Source organism: Streptococcus sp. CP1998 (assembly GCF_041026655.1).
Lineage (GTDB): Bacteria > Bacillota > Bacilli > Lactobacillales > Streptococcaceae > Streptococcus > Streptococcus dentalis.
In genome coordinates, this window is record NZ_CP163380.1 from 858170 (window position 1) to 877598 (window position 19429).

Annotated in this window: 17 protein-coding genes and 1 pseudogene; 16 read left to right on the plus strand and 2 right to left on the minus strand. The window is 43.5% G+C overall.

Features of this window, described 5'->3' with window-relative positions; all coding sequences use genetic code 11:
* Positions 1 to 66: 66 nt before the first annotated feature.
* The 3 genes from pfkA to lepB all read left to right on the plus strand — a co-directional run bounded on the left by pfkA (position 67) and on the right by lepB (position 3380).
* Positions 67 to 1080 carry a 6-phosphofructokinase gene (gene pfkA, locus AB4X21_RS04470; RefSeq protein WP_021152956.1) on the plus strand — a complete coding sequence of 338 codons (1014 nt, stop codon included), beginning with the start codon at positions 67 to 69 and terminating at the stop codon, positions 1078 to 1080.
* A 69-nt stretch (positions 1081 to 1149) separates the two neighbouring features.
* A complete protein-coding gene (gene pyk, locus AB4X21_RS04475) occupies positions 1150 to 2655 on the plus strand; it encodes a pyruvate kinase (protein WP_369088262.1) in 1506 nt (501 codons plus the stop codon).
* Between the two features lie 164 nt (positions 2656 to 2819).
* Positions 2820 to 3380: a signal peptidase I gene (lepB, locus tag AB4X21_RS04480; protein WP_155125693.1), complete on the plus strand. Its 561-nt coding sequence runs from the start codon at positions 2820 to 2822 to the stop codon at positions 3378 to 3380.
* Positions 3381 to 3469: 89 nt separating this feature from the next.
* Here lepB and AB4X21_RS04485 read toward each other — a convergent pair whose 3' ends face one another.
* Positions 3470 to 4663, minus strand: a complete 1194-nt coding sequence (locus tag AB4X21_RS04485) for a cation diffusion facilitator family transporter (RefSeq protein WP_369088263.1) — start codon at positions 4661 to 4663, stop codon at positions 3470 to 3472.
* Positions 4664 to 4815: 152 nt separating this feature from the next.
* Between AB4X21_RS04485 and pcrA the strand changes: the two genes are divergently transcribed.
* From pcrA to AB4X21_RS04500, 3 genes are all read left to right on the plus strand, one after another.
* Positions 4816 to 7101 carry a DNA helicase PcrA gene (pcrA, locus tag AB4X21_RS04490; protein WP_369088264.1) on the plus strand — a complete coding sequence of 762 codons (2286 nt, stop codon included), beginning with the start codon at positions 4816 to 4818 and terminating at the stop codon, positions 7099 to 7101.
* Positions 7102 to 7469: 368 nt separating this feature from the next.
* Complete coding sequence (locus AB4X21_RS04495) at positions 7470 to 8744, plus strand: DUF2130 domain-containing protein (protein ID WP_003011748.1); 1275 nt, start codon at positions 7470 to 7472, stop codon at positions 8742 to 8744.
* 33 nt (positions 8745 to 8777) lie between these two features.
* Entirely contained in the window at positions 8778 to 9548 is a 771-nt protein-coding gene (locus AB4X21_RS04500) for an alpha/beta fold hydrolase (protein WP_369088362.1), read from the plus strand.
* A gap of 35 nt (positions 9549 to 9583) precedes the next feature.
* Here the strand turns inward: AB4X21_RS04500 and AB4X21_RS04505 are convergent, their stop codons facing one another.
* Positions 9584 to 10900 (minus strand): FAD-containing oxidoreductase, encoded by a 1317-nt coding sequence (locus AB4X21_RS04505; RefSeq protein ID WP_369088265.1) that lies wholly within the window; start codon positions 10898 to 10900, stop codon positions 9584 to 9586.
* Between the two features lie 181 nt (positions 10901 to 11081).
* Here AB4X21_RS04505 and truB point away from each other — a divergent pair.
* The 10 genes and pseudogenes from truB to pstB all read left to right on the plus strand — a co-directional run bounded on the left by truB (position 11082) and on the right by pstB (position 19413).
* Positions 11082 to 11977, plus strand: a pseudogene (gene truB / locus AB4X21_RS04510) (tRNA pseudouridine(55) synthase TruB).
* Positions 11978 to 11981: 4 nt separating this feature from the next.
* Positions 11982 to 12902: a bifunctional riboflavin kinase/FAD synthetase gene (locus AB4X21_RS04515; protein ID WP_369088266.1), complete on the plus strand. Its 921-nt coding sequence runs from the start codon at positions 11982 to 11984 to the stop codon at positions 12900 to 12902.
* A gap of 172 nt (positions 12903 to 13074) precedes the next feature.
* Positions 13075 to 13476: a Spx/MgsR family RNA polymerase-binding regulatory protein gene (locus AB4X21_RS04520; protein WP_009732658.1), complete on the plus strand. Its 402-nt coding sequence runs from the start codon at positions 13075 to 13077 to the stop codon at positions 13474 to 13476.
* 12 nt (positions 13477 to 13488) lie between these two features.
* Positions 13489 to 13767, plus strand: a complete 279-nt coding sequence (locus tag AB4X21_RS04525; protein ID WP_031577056.1) for a UPF0223 family protein — start codon at positions 13489 to 13491, stop codon at positions 13765 to 13767.
* Entirely contained in the window at positions 13757 to 14527 is a 771-nt protein-coding gene (locus AB4X21_RS04530; protein WP_031577054.1) for an inositol monophosphatase family protein, read from the plus strand. The genes AB4X21_RS04525 and AB4X21_RS04530 overlap by 11 nt, the downstream gene beginning before the upstream one ends.
* The gene (locus tag AB4X21_RS04535; protein WP_369088267.1) at positions 14528 to 15823 is read left to right on the plus strand and encodes an RsmF rRNA methyltransferase first C-terminal domain-containing protein; all 1296 of its coding nucleotides are present in this window, start codon (positions 14528 to 14530) and stop codon (positions 15821 to 15823) included.
* A 107-nt stretch (positions 15824 to 15930) separates the two neighbouring features.
* Positions 15931 to 16797, plus strand: coding sequence for a phosphate ABC transporter substrate-binding protein PstS family protein (locus tag AB4X21_RS04540; RefSeq protein WP_155171599.1), 867 nt, complete (start codon positions 15931 to 15933; stop codon positions 16795 to 16797).
* Between the two features lie 16 nt (positions 16798 to 16813).
* Positions 16814 to 17725 carry a phosphate ABC transporter permease subunit PstC gene (gene pstC, locus AB4X21_RS04545; protein WP_155171601.1) on the plus strand — a complete coding sequence of 304 codons (912 nt, stop codon included), beginning with the start codon at positions 16814 to 16816 and terminating at the stop codon, positions 17723 to 17725.
* Complete coding sequence (gene pstA, locus AB4X21_RS04550) at positions 17715 to 18599, plus strand: phosphate ABC transporter permease PstA (protein ID WP_003006597.1); 885 nt, start codon at positions 17715 to 17717, stop codon at positions 18597 to 18599. Before pstC ends, pstA begins: the two co-directional genes overlap by 11 nt.
* Positions 18600 to 18609: 10 nt before the next feature.
* Positions 18610 to 19413 (plus strand): phosphate ABC transporter ATP-binding protein PstB, encoded by an 804-nt coding sequence (gene pstB, locus AB4X21_RS04555; protein ID WP_003006600.1) that lies wholly within the window; start codon positions 18610 to 18612, stop codon positions 19411 to 19413.
* Positions 19414 to 19429 lie beyond the last annotated feature (16 nt).

A 19429-nucleotide genomic window follows, 5' to 3' on the forward strand; every position in this document is an offset into this window, starting at 1 on the left:
AGAATTTTAGTCTTCTTTGTGTTATAATTACTTAGAATGTAAAAGAAAAAAAGGAGCAAAAACGAAATGAAACGTATTGCTGTTTTAACTAGTGGTGGAGATGCCCCTGGTATGAACGCTGCCATCCGTGCAGTTGTTCGTCAAGCAATTTCAGAAGGAATGGAAGTTTTCGGTATCTATGATGGATATGCGGGAATGGTTGCTGGTAAAATTCAGCCCCTTGACGCCTCATCTGTTGGAGATATTATTTCCCGTGGTGGTACCTTCCTTCATTCAGCTCGTTACCCTGAATTCGCACAACGCGAAGGTCAATTAAAAGGGATCGAGCAATTGAAGAAACACGGGATCGAAGGTGTTGTCGTTATTGGTGGAGATGGTTCTTACCATGGTGCGATGCGCTTGACTGAGCTTGGATTCCCAGCTGTTGGTCTTCCTGGTACGATCGACAACGATATCGTCGGAACTGACTTTACAATTGGTTTTGATACGGCAGTCACAACTGCAATGGACGCGATCGATAAGATCCGTGATACTTCATCTAGTCACCACCGTACTTTCGTAATTGAAGTTATGGGACGTAATGCTGGAGATATCGCTCTTTGGGCAGGGATTGCATCTGGTGCAGATGAAATCATCATTCCTGAAGAAGGATTCAAGATCGAAGATGTTGTTGAGAGCATCAAAGAAGGTTACGCAAAAGGTCGTACCCACAACATCATCATCTTGGCTGAAGGCGTGATGTCTGCAGATGAATTTGGTAAAGCGTTGAAAGAAGCTGGTGATGAAAGTGACCTTCGTGTGACTGAGCTTGGTCACATCCAACGTGGTGGTTCACCTACAGCGCGTGACCGTGTTCTTGCTTCACGTATGGGAGCACACGCTGTTAAATTGTTGAAACAAGGAATCGGTGGTGTAGCCGTTGGTATCCGTAATGAAAAAATGGTGGAAAACCCAATCCTTGGTAAAGCAGAAGAAGGAGCCCTCTTTAGCTTGACAGAAGATGGTAAGATTGTGGTAAACAATCCACATAAAGCTGATCTTGGTCTTGCCGAGTTGAACCGTAGCTTGTCTTCAATTTAATTTTATTTCATAAATTCGTTAACCTTGTCTTAAAAAGACAGATATATTTAAAAAGGAGTCATATATATCATGAACAAACGTGTAAAAATCGTTGCAACTTTGGGTCCTGCGGTAGAAATCCGTGGTGGTAAAAAATTTGGTGAAGATGGATACTGGGCTGAAAAACTTGACGTTGAAGCTTCAGCACAAAACATTGCTAAATTGATCGAAGCTGGCGCTAACACTTTCCGTTTCAACTTCTCACACGGTGACCACCAAGAACAAGGTGAACGTATGGCGACTGTTAAACGTGCAGAAGAAATCGCTGGTAAAAAAGTTGGTTTCCTTCTTGATACTAAAGGTCCTGAAATCCGTACTGAATTGTTCGAAGGCGAAGCTAAAGAGTACTCATACAAAACTGGTGAACGTATCCGCGTTGCTACAAAACAAGGCATCAAATCAACTCGTGATGTTATCGCATTGAACGTTGCTGGTGGACTTGACATCTTCGATGACGTTGAAGTTGGACACCAAGTATTGGTTGATGATGGTAAATTGGGTCTTCGCGTTGTAGAAAAAGATGCTGCAAAACGTGAATTTGTTGTTGAAGTTGAAAACGACGGTATCATTGCTAAACAAAAAGGTGTGAACATCCCTAACACTAAGATACCTTTCCCAGCACTTGCTGAACGCGATAACGACGATATCCGCTTCGGTTTGGAACAAGGTATCAACTTCATCGCGATCTCATTCGTACGTACTGCAAAAGACGTAAATGAAGTTCGTGCAATTTGTGAAGAAACTGGTAACGGTCACGTTCAATTGTTTGCGAAGATCGAAAACCAACAAGGTATCGATAATTTAGATGAAATCATTGAAGCTGCAGATGGTATTATGATTGCTCGTGGTGACATGGGTATCGAAGTACCATTCGAAATGGTTCCAGTTTACCAAAAAATGATTATCACTAAAGTGAATGCTGCTGGTAAAGTTGTTATCACTGCAACAAACATGCTTGAAACAATGACTGAAAAACCACGTGCAACTCGTTCAGAAGTATCTGACGTCTTCAACGCTGTTATCGATGGTACTGATGCTACAATGCTTTCAGGTGAATCTGCAAACGGTAAATACCCACTTGAATCAGTTACAACAATGGCTACAATCGATAAGAACGCTCAAACTCTTCTTAACGAATACGGACGTTTGAACTCAGATTCATTTGAACGTAACTCTAAGACAGAAGTTATGGCTTCAGCAGTTAAAGATGCTACAAACTCAATGGACATCAAATTGGTTGTAACTCTTACTAAGACTGGTCACACAGCACGTTTGATTTCTAAATACCGTCCAAATGCTGATATCTTGGCATTGACATTTGACGAATTAACAGAACGTGGATTGATGTTGAACTGGGGTGTTATCCCAATGTTGACAGAAGCTCCATCATCAACTGATGACATGTTTGAAATTGCTGAACGTAAAGCAGTTGAAGCAGGTCTTGTACAATCTGGTGACGATATCGTTATCGTTGCAGGTGTGCCACTTGGAGAAGCTGTTCGTACTAACACAATGCGTATCCGTACAGTACGTTAATAGACAATTTGATCTGAAAGCCTTGCTGGTTGGTCCGAAAGGATTGACCACGAGGTTTTTCTTTTTTTGTTTAGTGTGTTGACAAGAATTCTCACTAACGCTTACTTTCTCTTTTTTAAAGATTAAAAACATGGTATAATAAATAAAAAGGAAGGGAGACATACATGCCAAGGAGAGATTTAATTAGAAATGTCATCATCGTCGGTGTACTGGTTTTAGCACTGGTTTTGCTTCGAATCTTTGTATTCCATCCATTTAATATCAATGATAAGATGGCCAATGCTTCTGTGAAAAATGGAGATCTTGTGGTCGCGACTAGAAATGCTCAGGTAGATCGCAGTGATTTGGTCTTATACAAGGTTGGTGGAAAAGAATACCTTGGTCGTGTCATTGCCAAAGAAAACGACGAAGTCAGCTACGTAGATGACGTCCTCTATTTAAATGGACAGGCAACACCAGAACCTTACCTAAATAAAATGCTGAATAAACACTTAGCGGCTCCTACGAGTAATGGGTATTATACGGATGATTTCTTCTTATCAGAGCTAAAAGGGACCAAGGCTGGTCGTGTACCATCCGATACTTATCTAGTCTTAAATGATAACCGTGGGGATACAGAAGATAGTCGTGAGTTTGGTTATATCCATAAAAATCAGATCGAAGGGGTTGTGAATCTGCGTCTCTATCCTCTTAATAAATTTGGATTTATAAAAGTAGAAGAATAGCCGAAAGGCTATTTTTTCTTACAAAAAAAAACTACTGCAGAAAGGAATTGCAGTAGCTTTTTATTCTGGTTAGATTGAGATAGAGGGTTCTATTTTTCCTGTTTACTAGTAATTTGGTGAAAGACCTTTTGCCAGTGTTCATGGCGACGCCAGAGACTGGTATGGATTTGACCGTCTAGTTCATAGCGTATGAGTTTGGTTTTTTGGCTGATGGACTCCAGTTCAAAGTTTTGGAATTGAACTTGGTCGCTTGCGAGAGCCTCTATTAATTCTGCCTTGCGGTGTTCGTGACCAGTATCGTCAATCAAGGTATAATTATCTGCTAGCAGTGTATCAAATTCTTGCTTAGCATAGAGGCGTTTTTCGTAGGTCAAGAGTTTCTTTTCAACGTTTTCGATCAGCTCATCTTCAGGAATTGAGCTAGGTTCTACATGGACGTCAATGTCAAAGACTCCAAATTCTTCTTTCAGGAGATCCTCGACTTCTTCTGTGATCGCATGGCTTTCATAGACTGAAAGATCGGGATTCATCTCCAAGACAACGTCCAGATAGATATTGCTTCCGTAGGTCCGTCCGCGTTGATATTTCACACGCGCAATCTTAGGGAGTTTTAAAATAGCTTTTTCGTAATCTTCGAGGAGGCTATCATCAAAGCCGTCTGAAAGACTAAAGGAAGATTCCATAAAGATGTCGTAGGCTGTTTTGAGGATAAAGAAGGTGATGATGATGGCCGCGATTTTATCGACAATTGGATAGTTAAAAGCACTAGCAGCGATCGCGATCGACGTCCCAAGAGATGTGACGACGTCTGAAAGATTGTCTTTTGCGGCCGCTTTTAAGGCTTTTGATTTGGCTAGTTTTGCTAAGCGAAGATTGTAGAAATAAACGCCTAGCATGACAAGGGCTGAAACCACTCCGACACCAACACCGAGTGGATCAATGCTAACAGTTTCATTGCTGAAGATCTTTTGGAGGGTATCGCGTAAGACATCAAAACCGACATAAAACATAATGATGGAGGTGACTAGACTAGCTAGATCCTCAATTTTCCAGTGACCAAACTTGTGATCACGGTCAGCTGGTTGGCGAGCGAGACGAATCCCGATGAGCAGGGCGACATTGCTGATAATATCTGATAAGTTGTTAAATCCATCGGCTACCAAACTAGAGGAGTGAAGCAGATGGCCAGTAGCTAATTTTGCTGAAGAAAGTAGTAAATAGGCTAAAATACTGATGATGGCACCACGTTCGGCCAGTTTTAAGTTACTGTATGGTTTTTCCAAAATTTCCTCCTACAACCTCGGATATGAACCTGTTTTCTTTAAGCTACTATTATATCGTTTTTGGAAGGGAAATTCAAATGAGTCCTTTTTTAAAAGAAGCTAGGCCGGTTTTTGTGGTATAATAGAACGATTGAATGAATGAGGAGTATGAGATGAATCCTTTATTGAATGGTATGAATGATCGCCAAGCAGAGGCGGTCCAAACGACAGAAGGTCCCCTCTTGATCATGGCGGGGGCTGGTTCTGGTAAGACACGTGTCTTGACCCACCGCATTGCTTACTTGATCGATGAAAAAATGGTCAATCCTTGGAATATTTTGGCCATTACCTTTACCAATAAAGCCGCTCGGGAGATGAAGGAGCGGGCTTATCAGTTGAATCCAGCGACCCAAGATTGCTTGATTGCCACCTTCCACTCCATGTGTGTGCGCATCCTTCGCCGAGATGCGGATCATATTGGCTACAATCGCAATTTTACCATTGTCGATCCAGGTGAGCAACGGACCTTGATGAAGCGGATCTTGAAGTCCTTGAATTTGGATCCTAAGAAATGGAATGAACGGACCATTTTGGGGACCATTTCCAATGCCAAAAATGACCTGATCGATGAAGTGGCCTATGCCACCCAAGCGGGGGATATGTATACCCAGATCGTCGCCAAGTGTTATGAGGCTTACCAAAAGGAACTCCGTCAGTCAGAAGCGGTAGACTTTGATGATTTGATCATGCTGACCTTGCGTCTTTTTGATCAGCATCCAGATGTGCTGACCTATTACCAGCAGAAGTTCCAATACATCCACGTAGACGAGTATCAAGATACCAACCATGCCCAATACCAATTAGTCAAACTTTTGGCTTCACGCTTTAAAAATATCTGTGTCGTTGGAGATGCGGACCAGTCTATTTATGGCTGGCGGGGAGCAGATATGCAGAATATCCTGGACTTTGAGAAGGATTATCCTGATGCCAAGGTCGTTTTGTTAGAGGAAAATTATCGTTCCACTAAAACTATCTTGCAAGCAGCCAATGATGTCATCAAAAACAATCGCCACCGCCGTCCGAAGAATCTCTGGACACAAAATGAAGACGGGGAAGAGATTGTCTATTACCGGGCCAATGACGAGCAGGACGAAGCGGTCTTTGTTGCTAAAACCATTGAAGAGCTTAGTCGCGAAGCGGGTTACAAACACCGTGATTTTGCCGTTCTCTACCGGACCAATGCCCAGTCACGGACCATTGAAGAAGCGCTGCTCAAGTCCAACATTCCCTACACTATGGTAGGGGGCACCAAGTTCTACAGCCGGAAGGAAATTCGGGATGTCATTGCTTATCTGAACTTGATTGCCAACCTCAGTGACAATATCAGTTTTGAGCGCATTATCAATGAACCCAAGCGGGGAATCGGGCCAGGTACAGTGGATAAGATTCGTGACTTTGCCCAAATGCAAGAGTCTTCACTCCTGGATGCTTCAGCCAATATCATGCTCTCTGGCATCAAAGGAAAGGCAGCCCAAGCCATCTGGGACTTTGCCAATCTCATTCTTGATTTGAGAGAAAGATTGGACCAGCTGACCATTACAGAGTTGGTCGAAGAAGTCCTTGACAAGACGGGCTATATGACGGCCCTAACCAATCAGGGAAATTTGGAAAGTCAGGCCCGCATCGAGAATATCCAAGAGTTCCTATCTGTTACCAAGAATTTTGATGAAAATGGAGAGACCGTCGAAGACGAATCAGGTGTGGAAACCTTGAGTCGTTTCTTGAACGATTTGGCTTTGATTGCTGATACAGATGATGGGGCCCAAGAGACCTCAGAAGTGACCCTGATGACTCTTCACGCGGCCAAGGGATTGGAGTTCCCAGTCGTCTTCTTGATTGGAATGGAAGAAAATGTCTTTCCTCTTAGTCGTGCGGCAGAGGATCCAGACGAGTTGGAAGAAGAGCGTCGCCTAGCATATGTGGGGATCACGCGGGCAGAGAAGGTTCTCTTCTTGACCAATGCCAACTCTCGTTTGCTCTTTGGACGGACCAGCTACAACCGCCCGACGCGTTTCATCAATGAAATTAGCTCGGATATATTGACCTACCAAGGATTAGCCCGTCCAGTCAACACTAGCTTTAAGGCTTCTTATAGCAATGGAGGCGGAACGACCTTTGGAAAAGGAATGAGCCTGTCACAAGCCCTTCAAGAGCGCAAGAGACAAGCAGCACCAAGTGCCCTCACGTCATCAAGTCTACCTTTTGGTAAAAGTAACCGAGCTGCTACTAAAGAAAGCGTCGCTTGGTCCATTGGAGACATTGCCATTCACAAGAAGTGGGGCGAAGGGACTGTCCTAGAAGTCTCTGGTAGTGGAAGTACCCAAGAGCTCAAGATCAACTTCCCAGAAGTGGGGCTAAAGAAACTCTTGGCCAGTGTCGCTCCGATTGAAAAGAAATAAGTGGAGACCAGTAAGCTAAGTCCACTGTTTCAGATTATAAATAAGCAACATCTTTTCAGAAATCTAAAATTATTACTGAATGAGACTATTGAAAAAAATATTTTGGAACTAGTGCAAAATAGATTGAGACTTTTCGCCGTGAGGAAAGCATCAGAAACGAATTAGTTTCTGGTGCTCGGTAGATTTGAGACGTAAGGCTCAAATCTAAGGTATGGAATCCCAAAGGGAGTCGCTACCGTCCATCCTCACCTAAGGAAAGTCTCTATAGAGAAATGAATATTCAGTTGAATCCAGCAAGCTTAGCTTGCTGGTTTTGATTTTACTGGTGGCATGGTATAATATACTAAGAATAGAGAAAGAGGTATGCTATGAACGAAATCAAGTGCCCCAACTGTGGGGAAGTCTTTACAGTCAATGAAAGTCAATACAGCGAACTCTTGTCACAGGTACGGACAGCAGAGTTTGACAAGGAAATTCATGAGCGAATTCGGCAAGAGTTGGCTTTAGCAGAGCAAAAGGCCCTTAATGAGCAGCAAGAGAAGTTAGCAAAGAAGGATCAAGAAATTGCTCAGTTACAAAACCAGATTCAACAGTTTGATACTGAAAAAGAATTGGCCAAAAAAGAGGTGGAGCAAACAGCTAGCCAAAGCTTGCTAGAGAAAGAAAAAGAAGTGCAAGCACTGGAGAATCAATTGGCCACCTTGCGCTTGGAGCATGAAAATCAGTTGCAAAAAACGCTTTCTAATTTGGAGAAGGAGCGTGATCAGGTACAAAACCAATTGCTCCTTCAAGAGAAGGAAAACGAACTGTCCCTAGCTTCTGTCAAGCAAAACTACGAAGCCCAGCTTAAGGCAGCCAATGAACAGGTCGAGTTCTACAAGAATTTTAAGGCCCAACAGTCAACCAAGGCCATCGGGGAAAGTCTGGAACAGTATGCGGAAAGTGAATTCAACAAGGTTCGCAGTTTTGCCTTCCCAAATGCCTATTTTGAAAAGGACAACAAGGTCTCTGCACGTGGGTCTAAAGGCGACTTTATTTTCCGCGAGTGCGATGAAAATGGGGTGGAGATTATCTCCATTATGTTCGAGATGAAGAATGAAGCTGACGGGACAGAGAAGAAGCATAAGAATGCGGATTTCTACAAGGAATTGGACAAGGATCGTCGAGAAAAGAACTGTGAATATGCGGTTTTAGTGACCATGCTTGAGGCAGATAACGACTACTTCAACACAGGGATTGTCGATGTTAGCCACGAGTATGAGAAGATGTATGTCGTGCGTCCTCAATTCTTTATCCAATTGATTGGTCTCTTGCGCAATGCGGCCCTTAATTCCCTTAAATACAAGCAGGAATTGGCGCTTGTCCGTGAACAAAATATTGATATTACCCACTTTGAAGAGGACCTAGATGCCTTTAAAGTAGCCTTTGCTAAGAACTACAATTCGGCTTCTGTCAACTTTGGCAAGGCCATCGATGAAATCGACAAAGCCATCAAGCGGATGGAAGAAGTCAAGAAATTCTTGACCACATCAGAAAACCAACTTCGGCTCGCTAACAACAAATTGGATGATGTTTCCGTTAAAAAATTGACTCGGAAGAATCCAACCATGAAGGCTAAGTTTGATGCTCTGAAAGGAGAATAATCTTTGTATTCAGCAAAGAACGTTACCTTGTCCATGAATGGGAAAATCATGGACTATGTGACATTTGGAAAAGGAAAGGACCCTCTAGTAATCATACCAGGCTTGGGGGATGGGTTGCAGACGGTTAAAGGAAAGGCCCAGCTCTTTTCCCTCTCTTATCGTCTACTTGCTATGCGTTATAAAATCTATGTTTTTTCTAGAATCAATGAGTTGAGGCAGGGCTATACGACGCGGGATATGGCAGCAGATGTAGCAGAAGCAATGGAGACACTAAACATAGATACAGCCTATGTTATGGGGATTTCACAAGGTGGAATGATTGCCCAATGGCTAGCTGCGGATTTCCCTGAAAAGGTTCAAAAGCTCATTTTAGCTGTGACCACTGCAAAACCTAGTCAACTTGCTAGAGAACGAATTGAGCATTGGCAAAAACTTAGTCAATCTGGAAATTTTAAGCATCTCATGCTGGATATTGCAAAGCACTCCTATACGCAAATGAGCTATCAAAAGTGGCGGTTGCTTTATAATATCATGGGTCGCTTGGGGCGAATCAAAGATGAAAATAGAATAGCCATTCAGTCTCAGTCTTGTCTTACTCACGATAGCCTTGAGGTCTTAAAGGAAATTCATTGTCCGACCCTGATCCTTGGTGCCCTTGAAGATGATGTGATTGGTGTGGACGGATCTAAGGAACTAGCAAAAGCGATTTCGGATTGTCAACTCCTCATTCTTAAGCATTCTGGGCATGCTCTTTATGAAGAAAATAAAGTATTTCAAGAGGCTGTCTGTAAATTCTTAAACTAAAAAAAGCTGGAAAATTCCAGCTTTTTTTATGCTATTTAAATCGCAAAGAGATCGTTTAGGTTTTCTGCCATGGTTGGGTGGGTAAAGATTTGTTTTGCGATGTAAGTATAAGGGATCTTGTTGTCCATCGCCATGGTGATCAGGTTGATAAGTTCGCCTGCAGCTTCTCCAAAGAGCGTCGCTCCATGAATTTCTTTGGTTTCTGGGTTGACCACGGCTTTGAAGGCCCCTCGGAGGTCTGCATTGACATGTCCGCGTGGCATGGCAGCAACTGGCAATTCTTTAACAGCAACTGGAAGTCCTTTGTCACGTGCTTCTTGCTCGGTCAAGCCGACTTGGGCAAGTGGAGGAGCAATAAAGAGTGTTGTCGCATAATTTCTACGAGTTTCAAGATTGTAGCTACCATCGCCTGTAAGGTAGTTGAAGACAATGCGGAAGTCATCGAGTGACATGTAGGTGAATTGAGGACCACCATTGACATCGCCAACTGCAAAGACACCAGGGACGCTGGTTTCTAAATGACGGTTGACTTGGATCGCTCCACGATCAGTGACTTGAATATCTGTGTTTTCAAGACCAAGTCCAGCTGTGTTTGGCTTACGACCTGTTGCGTAGAGAAGGATATCAAACTCGAAGTCTCCCTTATCTGTGACAACCGTTAAGCTGTTTTGGCCATCTTTGATTTCTTGGGTATGAACGCCTTGCAAGAATTGAATACCGTCTTCTTCAAGGTAGCTTTTTGCAAGAGCTGCAATACTTGGCTCGATCCGTGGCAAGAATGTTTCAGAAGCATCCAATACCGTTACTTGGCTGCCCAAGGTATTATAGAGATGAGCAAATTCCAATCCGATAGGTCCACCACCAAGGACACCCAGGCGTTTAGGTAGGTTTTCCAAACGTTGAATACCGGTTGAATCCACGGCAAATTTACTTTCAGCTAAACCTGGGATTGGAAGGACATTTGGCACAGCACCAGTATTAATAATAATGGTTTCAGCTGTCAATTCTTCCTTTTCATCTCCAGCTTGAATTTCGATGACTTTGTTAGAAACGAAACGAGCCGTCGCGTCGATAATGTCTACACCAGTTCCAGCAATGGTTGCGTAGTTCTTGCCATTGAGACGAGTAGTGACTGCATTTTTCTCATTCATGGCTTGCTCAAAATCCAAGCCTTTTTCTGCTGCAACAATCAAGGTCTTGGTTGGAATACAAGCGATATTGATACAAGTACCACCGTACATAGACTTGCTCTTTTCAATCAGAGCAACTTTTTTTCCTTGGCTTGATAATTTCGCTGCAAGTGTTTTACCAGCTTTACCAAATCCAATCACAATAACATCATACATTAACATATGTTACACCTTCTTTCGCTTTCTATTGTATCAAACCCATTTTAAAAAGTCTGAAATCTGCTACGGGATTTTTTAGGAGCTCATGGGAAGGGGGGAAAGAGGGACAAGAAGTCTTGTTTCATGGTATAATAAAGGGTCGGTGGCCCGGATGGTCACACAAGAGTTAGAAAGAGCAAATCAGATGGACGGAATTATCAATGTAAAAAAAGAAGCAGGCATGACCTCACATGATGTGGTCTTTAAACTGCGAAAAATCTTAGGAACTAAGAAGATCGGCCATGGGGGAACGCTGGATCCAGATGTGGTGGGAGTGCTTCCGATTGCAGTTGGAAAGGCGACCCGGATGGTCGAATTCATGCAAGATGAAGGCAAGGTCTATGAGGGAGAAATCACTTTGGGCTTTTCTACCACGACGGAGGATGCCAGCGGGGAAGTCGTAGAGCGGACCCCAGTGGAAGCATCTTTAGATGCAGCAGAGGTCGATCGCATGATTGCTCAAATGGTGGGAGAAATGGAGCAGGTACCGCCTATGTATTCAGCGGTCAAGGTCAATGGACGTAAGCTCTATGAATATGCGCGGGCAGGAGAAGAAGTGGAACGCCCTGTCCGACAGGTAACCATTTATGAATTCACACGCACCAGTGAGATTAGCTATGAAGAAAGTCTAGCCCGTTTTCGTTTCCGGGTTAAATGCAGTAAGGGCACCTATATCCGGACCTTGTCGGTGGATTTGGGTCAAAAACTGGGCTACGCGCCCATATGTCTCATCTGACACGGACCAGTGCTGCCGGTTTGTCACTGGAAGATGCCCTGACCTTAGAAGAGGTGGCTGAAAAAGTAGGGCAAGGAGATTTGAGCTTCCTTCACCCACTTGAAATTGGCACCGGGGATCTGGAAAAAGTAGAGCTGACAGTAGAAGAGGTTGGCGAAGTCCAAGTGGGACGCTTTATTCCAGTTGAGAGCGAAGCCAGAGAGTTAGCTGCGTTTTACCAAGGGAAATTGGTAGCCATTATGGAAAAAAGGGAAGAACTTTACAAACCTCGCAAGGTTTTTCTGACAGAAAATGTGTTACAATAAATTCATGAATATTCGTACGATAACTACTGCTAACCAGATCCATTTGGAGAATGAGACAGTTTTGGTTCTGGGCTACTTTGATGGCCTGCATCTGGGGCATCAAGAACTCTTTAAAAAGGCGCGTCAGATAGCGGATGAAAAAGGCTTGAAGGTCGCTTTGTTAACCTTCCCTGAATCTCCTAAGTTAGCCTTTGTTCGCTACCAACCAGAATTACTACTTCATTTGCAGAGTCCTGAGGATCGGTTCCAAAAATTAAACGAACTAGGAGTGGATGAGCTCTTCCTCATTGATTTTACGACCGATTTTGCTTCTAAAACTGCGAAAGAATTTGTTGATCAATTTGTCAAAGCATTGAGGGCCCGAGTTTTAATTGCTGGATTTGATTATAGTTTTGGCTCTGATAAGAAAACGGCCTCTGACTTATCTGCTTATTTTGATGGTCAAGTGGAAGTCATTTCTCCTGTATTGGATCAGGGGGAAAAGGTTAGTTCGACCCGAATTCGTCAAGCTGTCCTAGAAGGACGCGTCAAAGAAGCTGCCCGTCTACTTGGTCACCCTTTATCCAGTCGGGGAATCGTCGTGCACGGGGATGCGCGTGGCCGCACCATTGGCTATCCTACCGCCAATCTAGCACCGATTGATCGGACCTATCTCCCATCAGATGGGGTTTATGTAGTCGATGTCGATTTTAAAGGGCAGACCTACCGTGGGATGGCTTCTGTCGGGGAAAATGTCACCTTTGATGGGAAAGAGCTTCGTTTCGAAGTCAATCTCTTTGATTTTACAGGAGACATCTATGGTCATACCCTGACCATTCATTGGTTAGATAAGATTCGAGAAATGGTCAAATTCGATGGGATCGATCAACTAGTGGCGCAACTAGAAGAAGATGAAGCAGTTTCACGAAACTGGAACGAGGATTAGGAACTTTCCTAATCCTTTTTTGTGTGCCTCTTCTTGAGAATAATGAAAGGGATTTCTTTTTTCCACTGAAATCCAGAAAAATCGTCGAGAAATCAAAAAAGCGCTTTTCAAGCACCTATTTTTTTTGTATAATAGAGTCAGATAGTTATATATAAAAAAAGAAGTGAACCACATGATTACATTATTTTTATCACCGAGTTGTACATCATGTCGAAAAGCTCGGGCTTGGTTAAAAAAGCACGATGTTCCATTTAAAGAACACAATATTATGACAAGTCCTTTGAGCAAACAGGAGTTGACAAGTATATTGGCCTTGACCGAAAACGGAACAGACGACATTATTTCAACTCGTTCAAAAATTTTTCAAAAATTGGATGTTGATGTTGAAGATTTATCCATCTCAGCCTTGATCCATCTGATTGAGGAAAATCCTAGTCTCTTGCGGAGACCGATTATTTTAGATAACAAACGTATGCAGATTGGCTTTAACGAAGATGAAATTCGGGCCTTCTTGCCACGGAGTTATCGCAAACAAGAGTTACGCTCTGCCACTCTAAGAGCAGAAATAAACTAAGAAGTATGTCGAATGCAAAAAAATTATAGTTACCCACTGGACTTATCGTGGAGCACTGAAGAGCTTGCTTCAGTGCTTTCTTTTTTCAATAAAGTTGAAGAAGCTTATGAAAGTAAGGTAGAGGCCAAAGAATACATGGAAGCCTACCGCGCTTTTAAGAAGGTCGTACCTAGTATCGGAGAAGAAAAGCGTCTTGGACGGGAGTTCGAAGAAGTGAGCGGTTATTCTCTCTATCGTGCGACCCAGACTGCAAAGCAAAAAGAGGAAGGATGGTTTTCTCTTGAAGAATAAATTAGAGTTTGCCAAACAAATCGTTTTAGAGGCTGGAGACTACTTGCGTCTTCATCTCCATGATGACTTGATGATCTCAAAAAAGACTGGGCCGACAGATTTAGTCACCCAGATGGACCAACAGGTTCAAAAGGATTTGGTTGAAAAAATCACACATCGCTACCCAGAAGATCGGATTTTTGCGGAGGAAAATGGCCTTCGTTCCCCAATTTCAGAAGGATCCGTTTGGGTGATTGATCCTATTGATGGGACCAATAATTTTGTGACCCAAAAGGAAGATTTTGCGGTGATGGTGGCCTATTTTGAAGACGGAATTGGTCAGTTTGGCCTGATCTACGATGTGATGCGGGATCACCTTTTTTACGGGGGTGGAGAATTCCCTGTTTATCGCAATGAGGTTGAACTGACGCCCTTTGTGGACCAACCTCTGGAAAACCTTTTGATTGCTTCAAATGTCGGCATGCTTGAGAAAAATGACTGGGGCATGGCCGATCTTGGTATGGACTCTCTTGGCATTCGGGTCTACGGAAGTGCCGGTATTAGTTTTTCAAAAATTCTCTCAGGTGGGATTCTAGCTTATTTTAGCTATATCTGGCCTTGGGATTATGCCGCAGCTGCGATCATGGGGGAACAGTTGGGCTATACCGTTTTAAATCTAAATGGAGATAAACCTAATTACCAGTCAGTGGAACCCATTATGATGGTTCCAAAAGTGAAGTTAACAGAAATTCAAACCTATCTTAAGAAAGGGAGAAGTTAAATGAATTTTCCCAATGGTTTTAAAGAAAAATACCAGCATCTTCTAGGTGAGGATGCTTTTGCGACCTTTGAGCAAGAAGCAGTATCGGCCTTTCGGACTAATCCTTTGAAAGAAGCGCAAAAAGCATTTGATGATCCGATTCCCAATACCCCTTGGGGACATTATGGAAAGGTCTCAGGAAAATCCATCGAGCACGCAACGGGCTTGGTCTATTCGCAAGAGCCAGCAGCTCAGATGGTGGCCCAAGTCGCCCAGCCTAAGCCAGGAATGAAGGTCTTAGACTTGGCCGCAGCTCCTGGTGGAAAGACCACCCAGCTCTTGTCTTATTTGGACAATCAGGGACTCTTGGTCTCCAATGAAATCCACAAGGGTCGTTCGAAAATTCTTGTAGAGAATGTAGAACGCTTTGGTGCGCGAAATGTGCTGGTGACCAATGAGTCTGCCGATCGTCTGGCCAAAGTTTTCTCAGGCTTTTTTGATCTAATTGTACTGGATGCCCCATGTTCAGGTGAGGGGATGTTCCGTAAGCAACCAGATGCCATGGACTATTGGTCTGTCGATTATCCTCGAGAGTGCAGTCTCCTTCAAAGAGAGATTCTAGAGGATGCCCTCAAGATGTTGGTTCCAGGTGGTTCCTTGGTGTATTCAACCTGTACCTGGGCTCCTGAGGAAAATGAAGAGATCGTATCCTGGCTTTTGGAAAACTATGATCTGGAATTGGAAACGATCGAGAAGATCAATGGTATGGCAGAAGGCATTGACTATCCAGAAACCGCGCGTATGTATCCTCATCATTTTAAAGGGGAGGGCCAATTTGTTGCTAAGTTCCGTTATCTAGGAGAGAATCGACTTGCCAAAATCCCTTCCAAAAAGGACCAATTATCTGCAGAACAAAAGAAATGGTGGCAGGAATTTGCCAAGAAACACTTGAAGATCACTCTAGAAGGAATCCTTGAAACCTTTGGAGACGAACTCTACTTGGTTCCACTTGGTTTACCAGATTTGCGCAAAGTAAAAATTGCCCGCAATGGCTTGCACCTAGGGACCTTCAAGAAAAATCGATTTGAACCTAGTTTTGCCTTGGGCCTTGCTCTGAAACCGAGTGAGGTAAAAGAGACCGTTTCGATCACGCCTGAGGACTTTGTTCATTATGTTGCGGGAGAGACGGTCCAATTGAAGGAAACGCATCCAAATGGATGGTACCAGGTCCTGGTCGAAGGCAATGGTTTGGGCTTTGCCAAAGTGACCGGACAGACCCTGAAAAATTTCTATCCAAAGGGGCTTCGTTTTAGGTAAAATGCTGGGCAAAGAACCCGTTCTATGATATAGTGGAAGTACAGGTTTTTTTGAAAAAAACTTGTCAAAATCATAAGTGAAATAGTGAAATATCAAGGAGACATGATTTGAAAAAGTCTAAAAAGCTGATCCTAGGACTAGCGACGATCGCATTAGCAGGAAGTTTATCTGCTTGTGCTTCTTGGATCGATCGCGGAGAATCCATCACTGCTGTCGGATCGACTGCCTTACAACCCTTGGTTGAAGGAGTAGTAGATCGCTACATTGAAGAACATCCTGGTAAGATTGTGAATGTACAAGGAGGAGGTTCTGGTACAGGACTTTCACAAGTTCAATCAGGCGCTGTGGATATAGGGAATAGTGACCTTTTTGCAGAGGAAAAATCTGGAATTGATGCCTCTAGTCTGGTCGACCATCAGGTAGCCGTAGCAGGGACAGCCATCATTGCCAATAAAAATATCTCAATCGACAATTTGACAACAGAGCAATTGCGAAAGATCTTTACGGGTGAATATACCAACTGGAAGCAATTGGGAGGTCCAGATCTTGAAATCACGATTGTGAACCGGGCAGTTGGTTCTGGTAGCCGTGCTGTCTTTGATGCCATTATCATGAATGGCAAACAACCCAAGCAGGCCCAAGAGCAAGACTCTAATGGAATGGTGAAAAACATCGTTTCTCAAACGCCAGGAGCCATCTCTTATCTAGCCTTTACCTACTTGGATAGCAGTGTCAAAACCATGAAGCTTAACGGTTATGAACCAACCAAAGCCAATGTCGTCAACAATAACTGGCCAATCTGGTCTTATGAACACATGTATACCAAAGGAAAACCCAATGAGTTGTCTAAAAAATTCATTGACTACATGATGACCGATGAGATCCAGCAAAAGGTTGTTGGCAAAATGGGTTATATCCCGATCAATGACATGAAAGTAACCCGTGATTTAAAAGGGAATGTGTCAAAAAAATAAAAGAATTAGGTAAAAAATGAACGAAGTAGCAAAAAAAATGCTGACGAAATCAAAAAACTCCCGCCTAGAAAAATTTGGGAAAACCATTACTTTTTTATGTATGAGTTTGATTGTTGTCGTCGTTGCCATGATTTTGATTTTCGTGGCCCAAAAAGGTTTATCGACTTTCTTTGTCAATAAAGTCAATATCTTTAGTTTTCTATTTGGGAGTACTTGGAATCCTGCTGCAAAGGAATTCGGAGCCCTACCAATGATTCTAGGTTCCTTTATTGTAACCTTGCTTTCTGCCCTCTTGGCAACGCCGTTTGCCATTGGTGCAGCAGTTTTCATGACAGAAGTCTCTCCTAATGGAGCTCGTTTCTTGCAACCAGCCATTGAGCTCTTAGTGGGAATTCCTTCAGTTGTTTACGGATTCATTGGTCTTCAAGTGGTCGTCCCATTTACGCGTAGTCTCTTTGGAGGGACCGGTTTTGGGATTCTCTCAGGGGTCTTTGTCCTCTTTGTTATGATCCTGCCAACTGTCACCTTTATGACGACCGATAGCCTCCGAGCTGTGCCCCGTCATTATCGGGAAGCTAGTATGGCCATGGGTGCGACACGCTGGCAAACCATTTGGCATGTCACGCTCAAGGCAGCCCGCTCTGGAATCTTTACAGCGGTTGTCTTTGGTATGGCGCGTGCCTTCGGGGAAGCCTTGGCGATCCAGATGGTGGTCGGAAACTCGGCAGTGGTGCCAACCTCACTCACTACACCAGCTTCCACCCTCACCTCTATTTTGACCATGGGAATCGGAAATACCGTCATGGGTACGGTCAATAACAATGTTCTTTGGTCACTCGCCTTGGTATTGCTCCTCATGAGTCTTGCCTTTAACAGTGTGATTAAACTGATTACGAAAGAAAGAGGTAAGAAGAACTATGCACGCTAAACGAATGGATAAAATTGCAACAGGAGTGCTGTATGCTATTTCAGGGATCATCGTTGCGATTCTTGCCTCATTGATCCTTTATATCTTGGTCCGTGGCTTGCCCCATGTATCTTGGCACTTCTTGACTGGGAAATCTTCTTCTTACCAAGCAGGAGGAGGGATCGGAATTCAATTGTATAATTCCTTCTTCCTCTTGGTCATTACCTTGGTGATTTCCTTCCCACTTTCTCTTGGGGCTGGGATTTACCTCTCTGAGTACGCTAAAAAAGGTCGCTTGACCAATTTGGTTCGTACCTGTATTGAGATCTTGTCTTCTTTGCCATCTGTCGTTGTAGGTCTCTTTGGTTACCTGGTCTTCGTTGTCCAGTTCAAATACGGATTTTCGATCATTTCAGGGGCCTTGGCCTTGACCGTCTTTAACCTGCCACAGATGACCCGCAATATCGAAGATAGCTTGCAGCACGTTCACCATACACAGCGCGAAGCAGGTCTAGCATTGGGCTTGTCTCGCTGGGAAACTGTGATTCATGTCGTGGTACCAGAAGCTCTTCCAAGTATTATCACTGGGGTCGTCTTAGCTTCAGGACGGATCTTTGGGGAAGCTGCTGCCTTGATCTATACAGCAGGTCAATCGGCTCCAGCACTTGATTGGTCAAACTGGAATATCTTTAGTGTGACCAGCCCGATTTCGATCTTCCGTCAGGCTGAAACCTTGGCTGTCCATATCTGGAAGGTCAACAGTGAAGGAACTATTCCAGACTCGATCGAAGTCTCAGCCGGTTCTGCCGCCGTTCTTTTGATCTTTATCTTGATCTTTAACTTTGGAGCGCGCAAACTCGGAAGTTACCTCCATAAAAAACTAACATCTGCTTAAAGGAGAAGAAATGTCAAAATACAATTGGGATGAGAGACACATCATTACTTTTCCTGAAGAAAAGGTGGTCCTATCGACCAAAGATTTGCATGTCTATTATGGAACGAACGAGTCCATCAAAGGCGTCGACATGCAGTTTGAAAAGAATAAGATTACAGCCTTGATCGGTCCTTCAGGATCTGGGAAATCAACCTACCTTCGTAGTTTGAACCGGATGAATGATACCATCGATATTGCGCGTGTTACGGGTGAAATTTGGTATGAAGGAATCGATGTCAATCGTCCAGATATCAATGTTTATGAAATGCGCAAGCACATTGGGATGGTTTTCCAACGGCCCAATCCTTTTGCCAAATCGATTTATAAAAACATCACCTTCCCGCATGAACGTGCTGGGGTGAAAGACAAGAAGATCTTGGACGAATTGGTCGAAACTTCTTTGAAACAGGCGGCTCTATGGGATCAGGTCAAGGATGATCTTCATAAATCAGCCCTGACACTTTCAGGTGGCCAACAGCAACGACTTTGTATCGCACGGGCCATCTCTGTGAAGCCAGATATCTTACTCATGGATGAGCCTGCTTCAGCGCTTGATCCGATCGCGACAGCGCAATTAGAAGAAACCATGCTTGAGTTGAAGAAGGATTATACCATTGTCATCGTGACCCACAGCATGCAACAAGCAGCCCGTGCTAGCGATTATACCGGTTTCTTCTACCTTGGAAACCTCATTGAGTACGATAAGACTTCGAATATTTTCCAAAATGCGAAATTGCAATCGACCAACGATTATGTATCTGGTCACTTTGGATAAAGTAAAATGACAATAA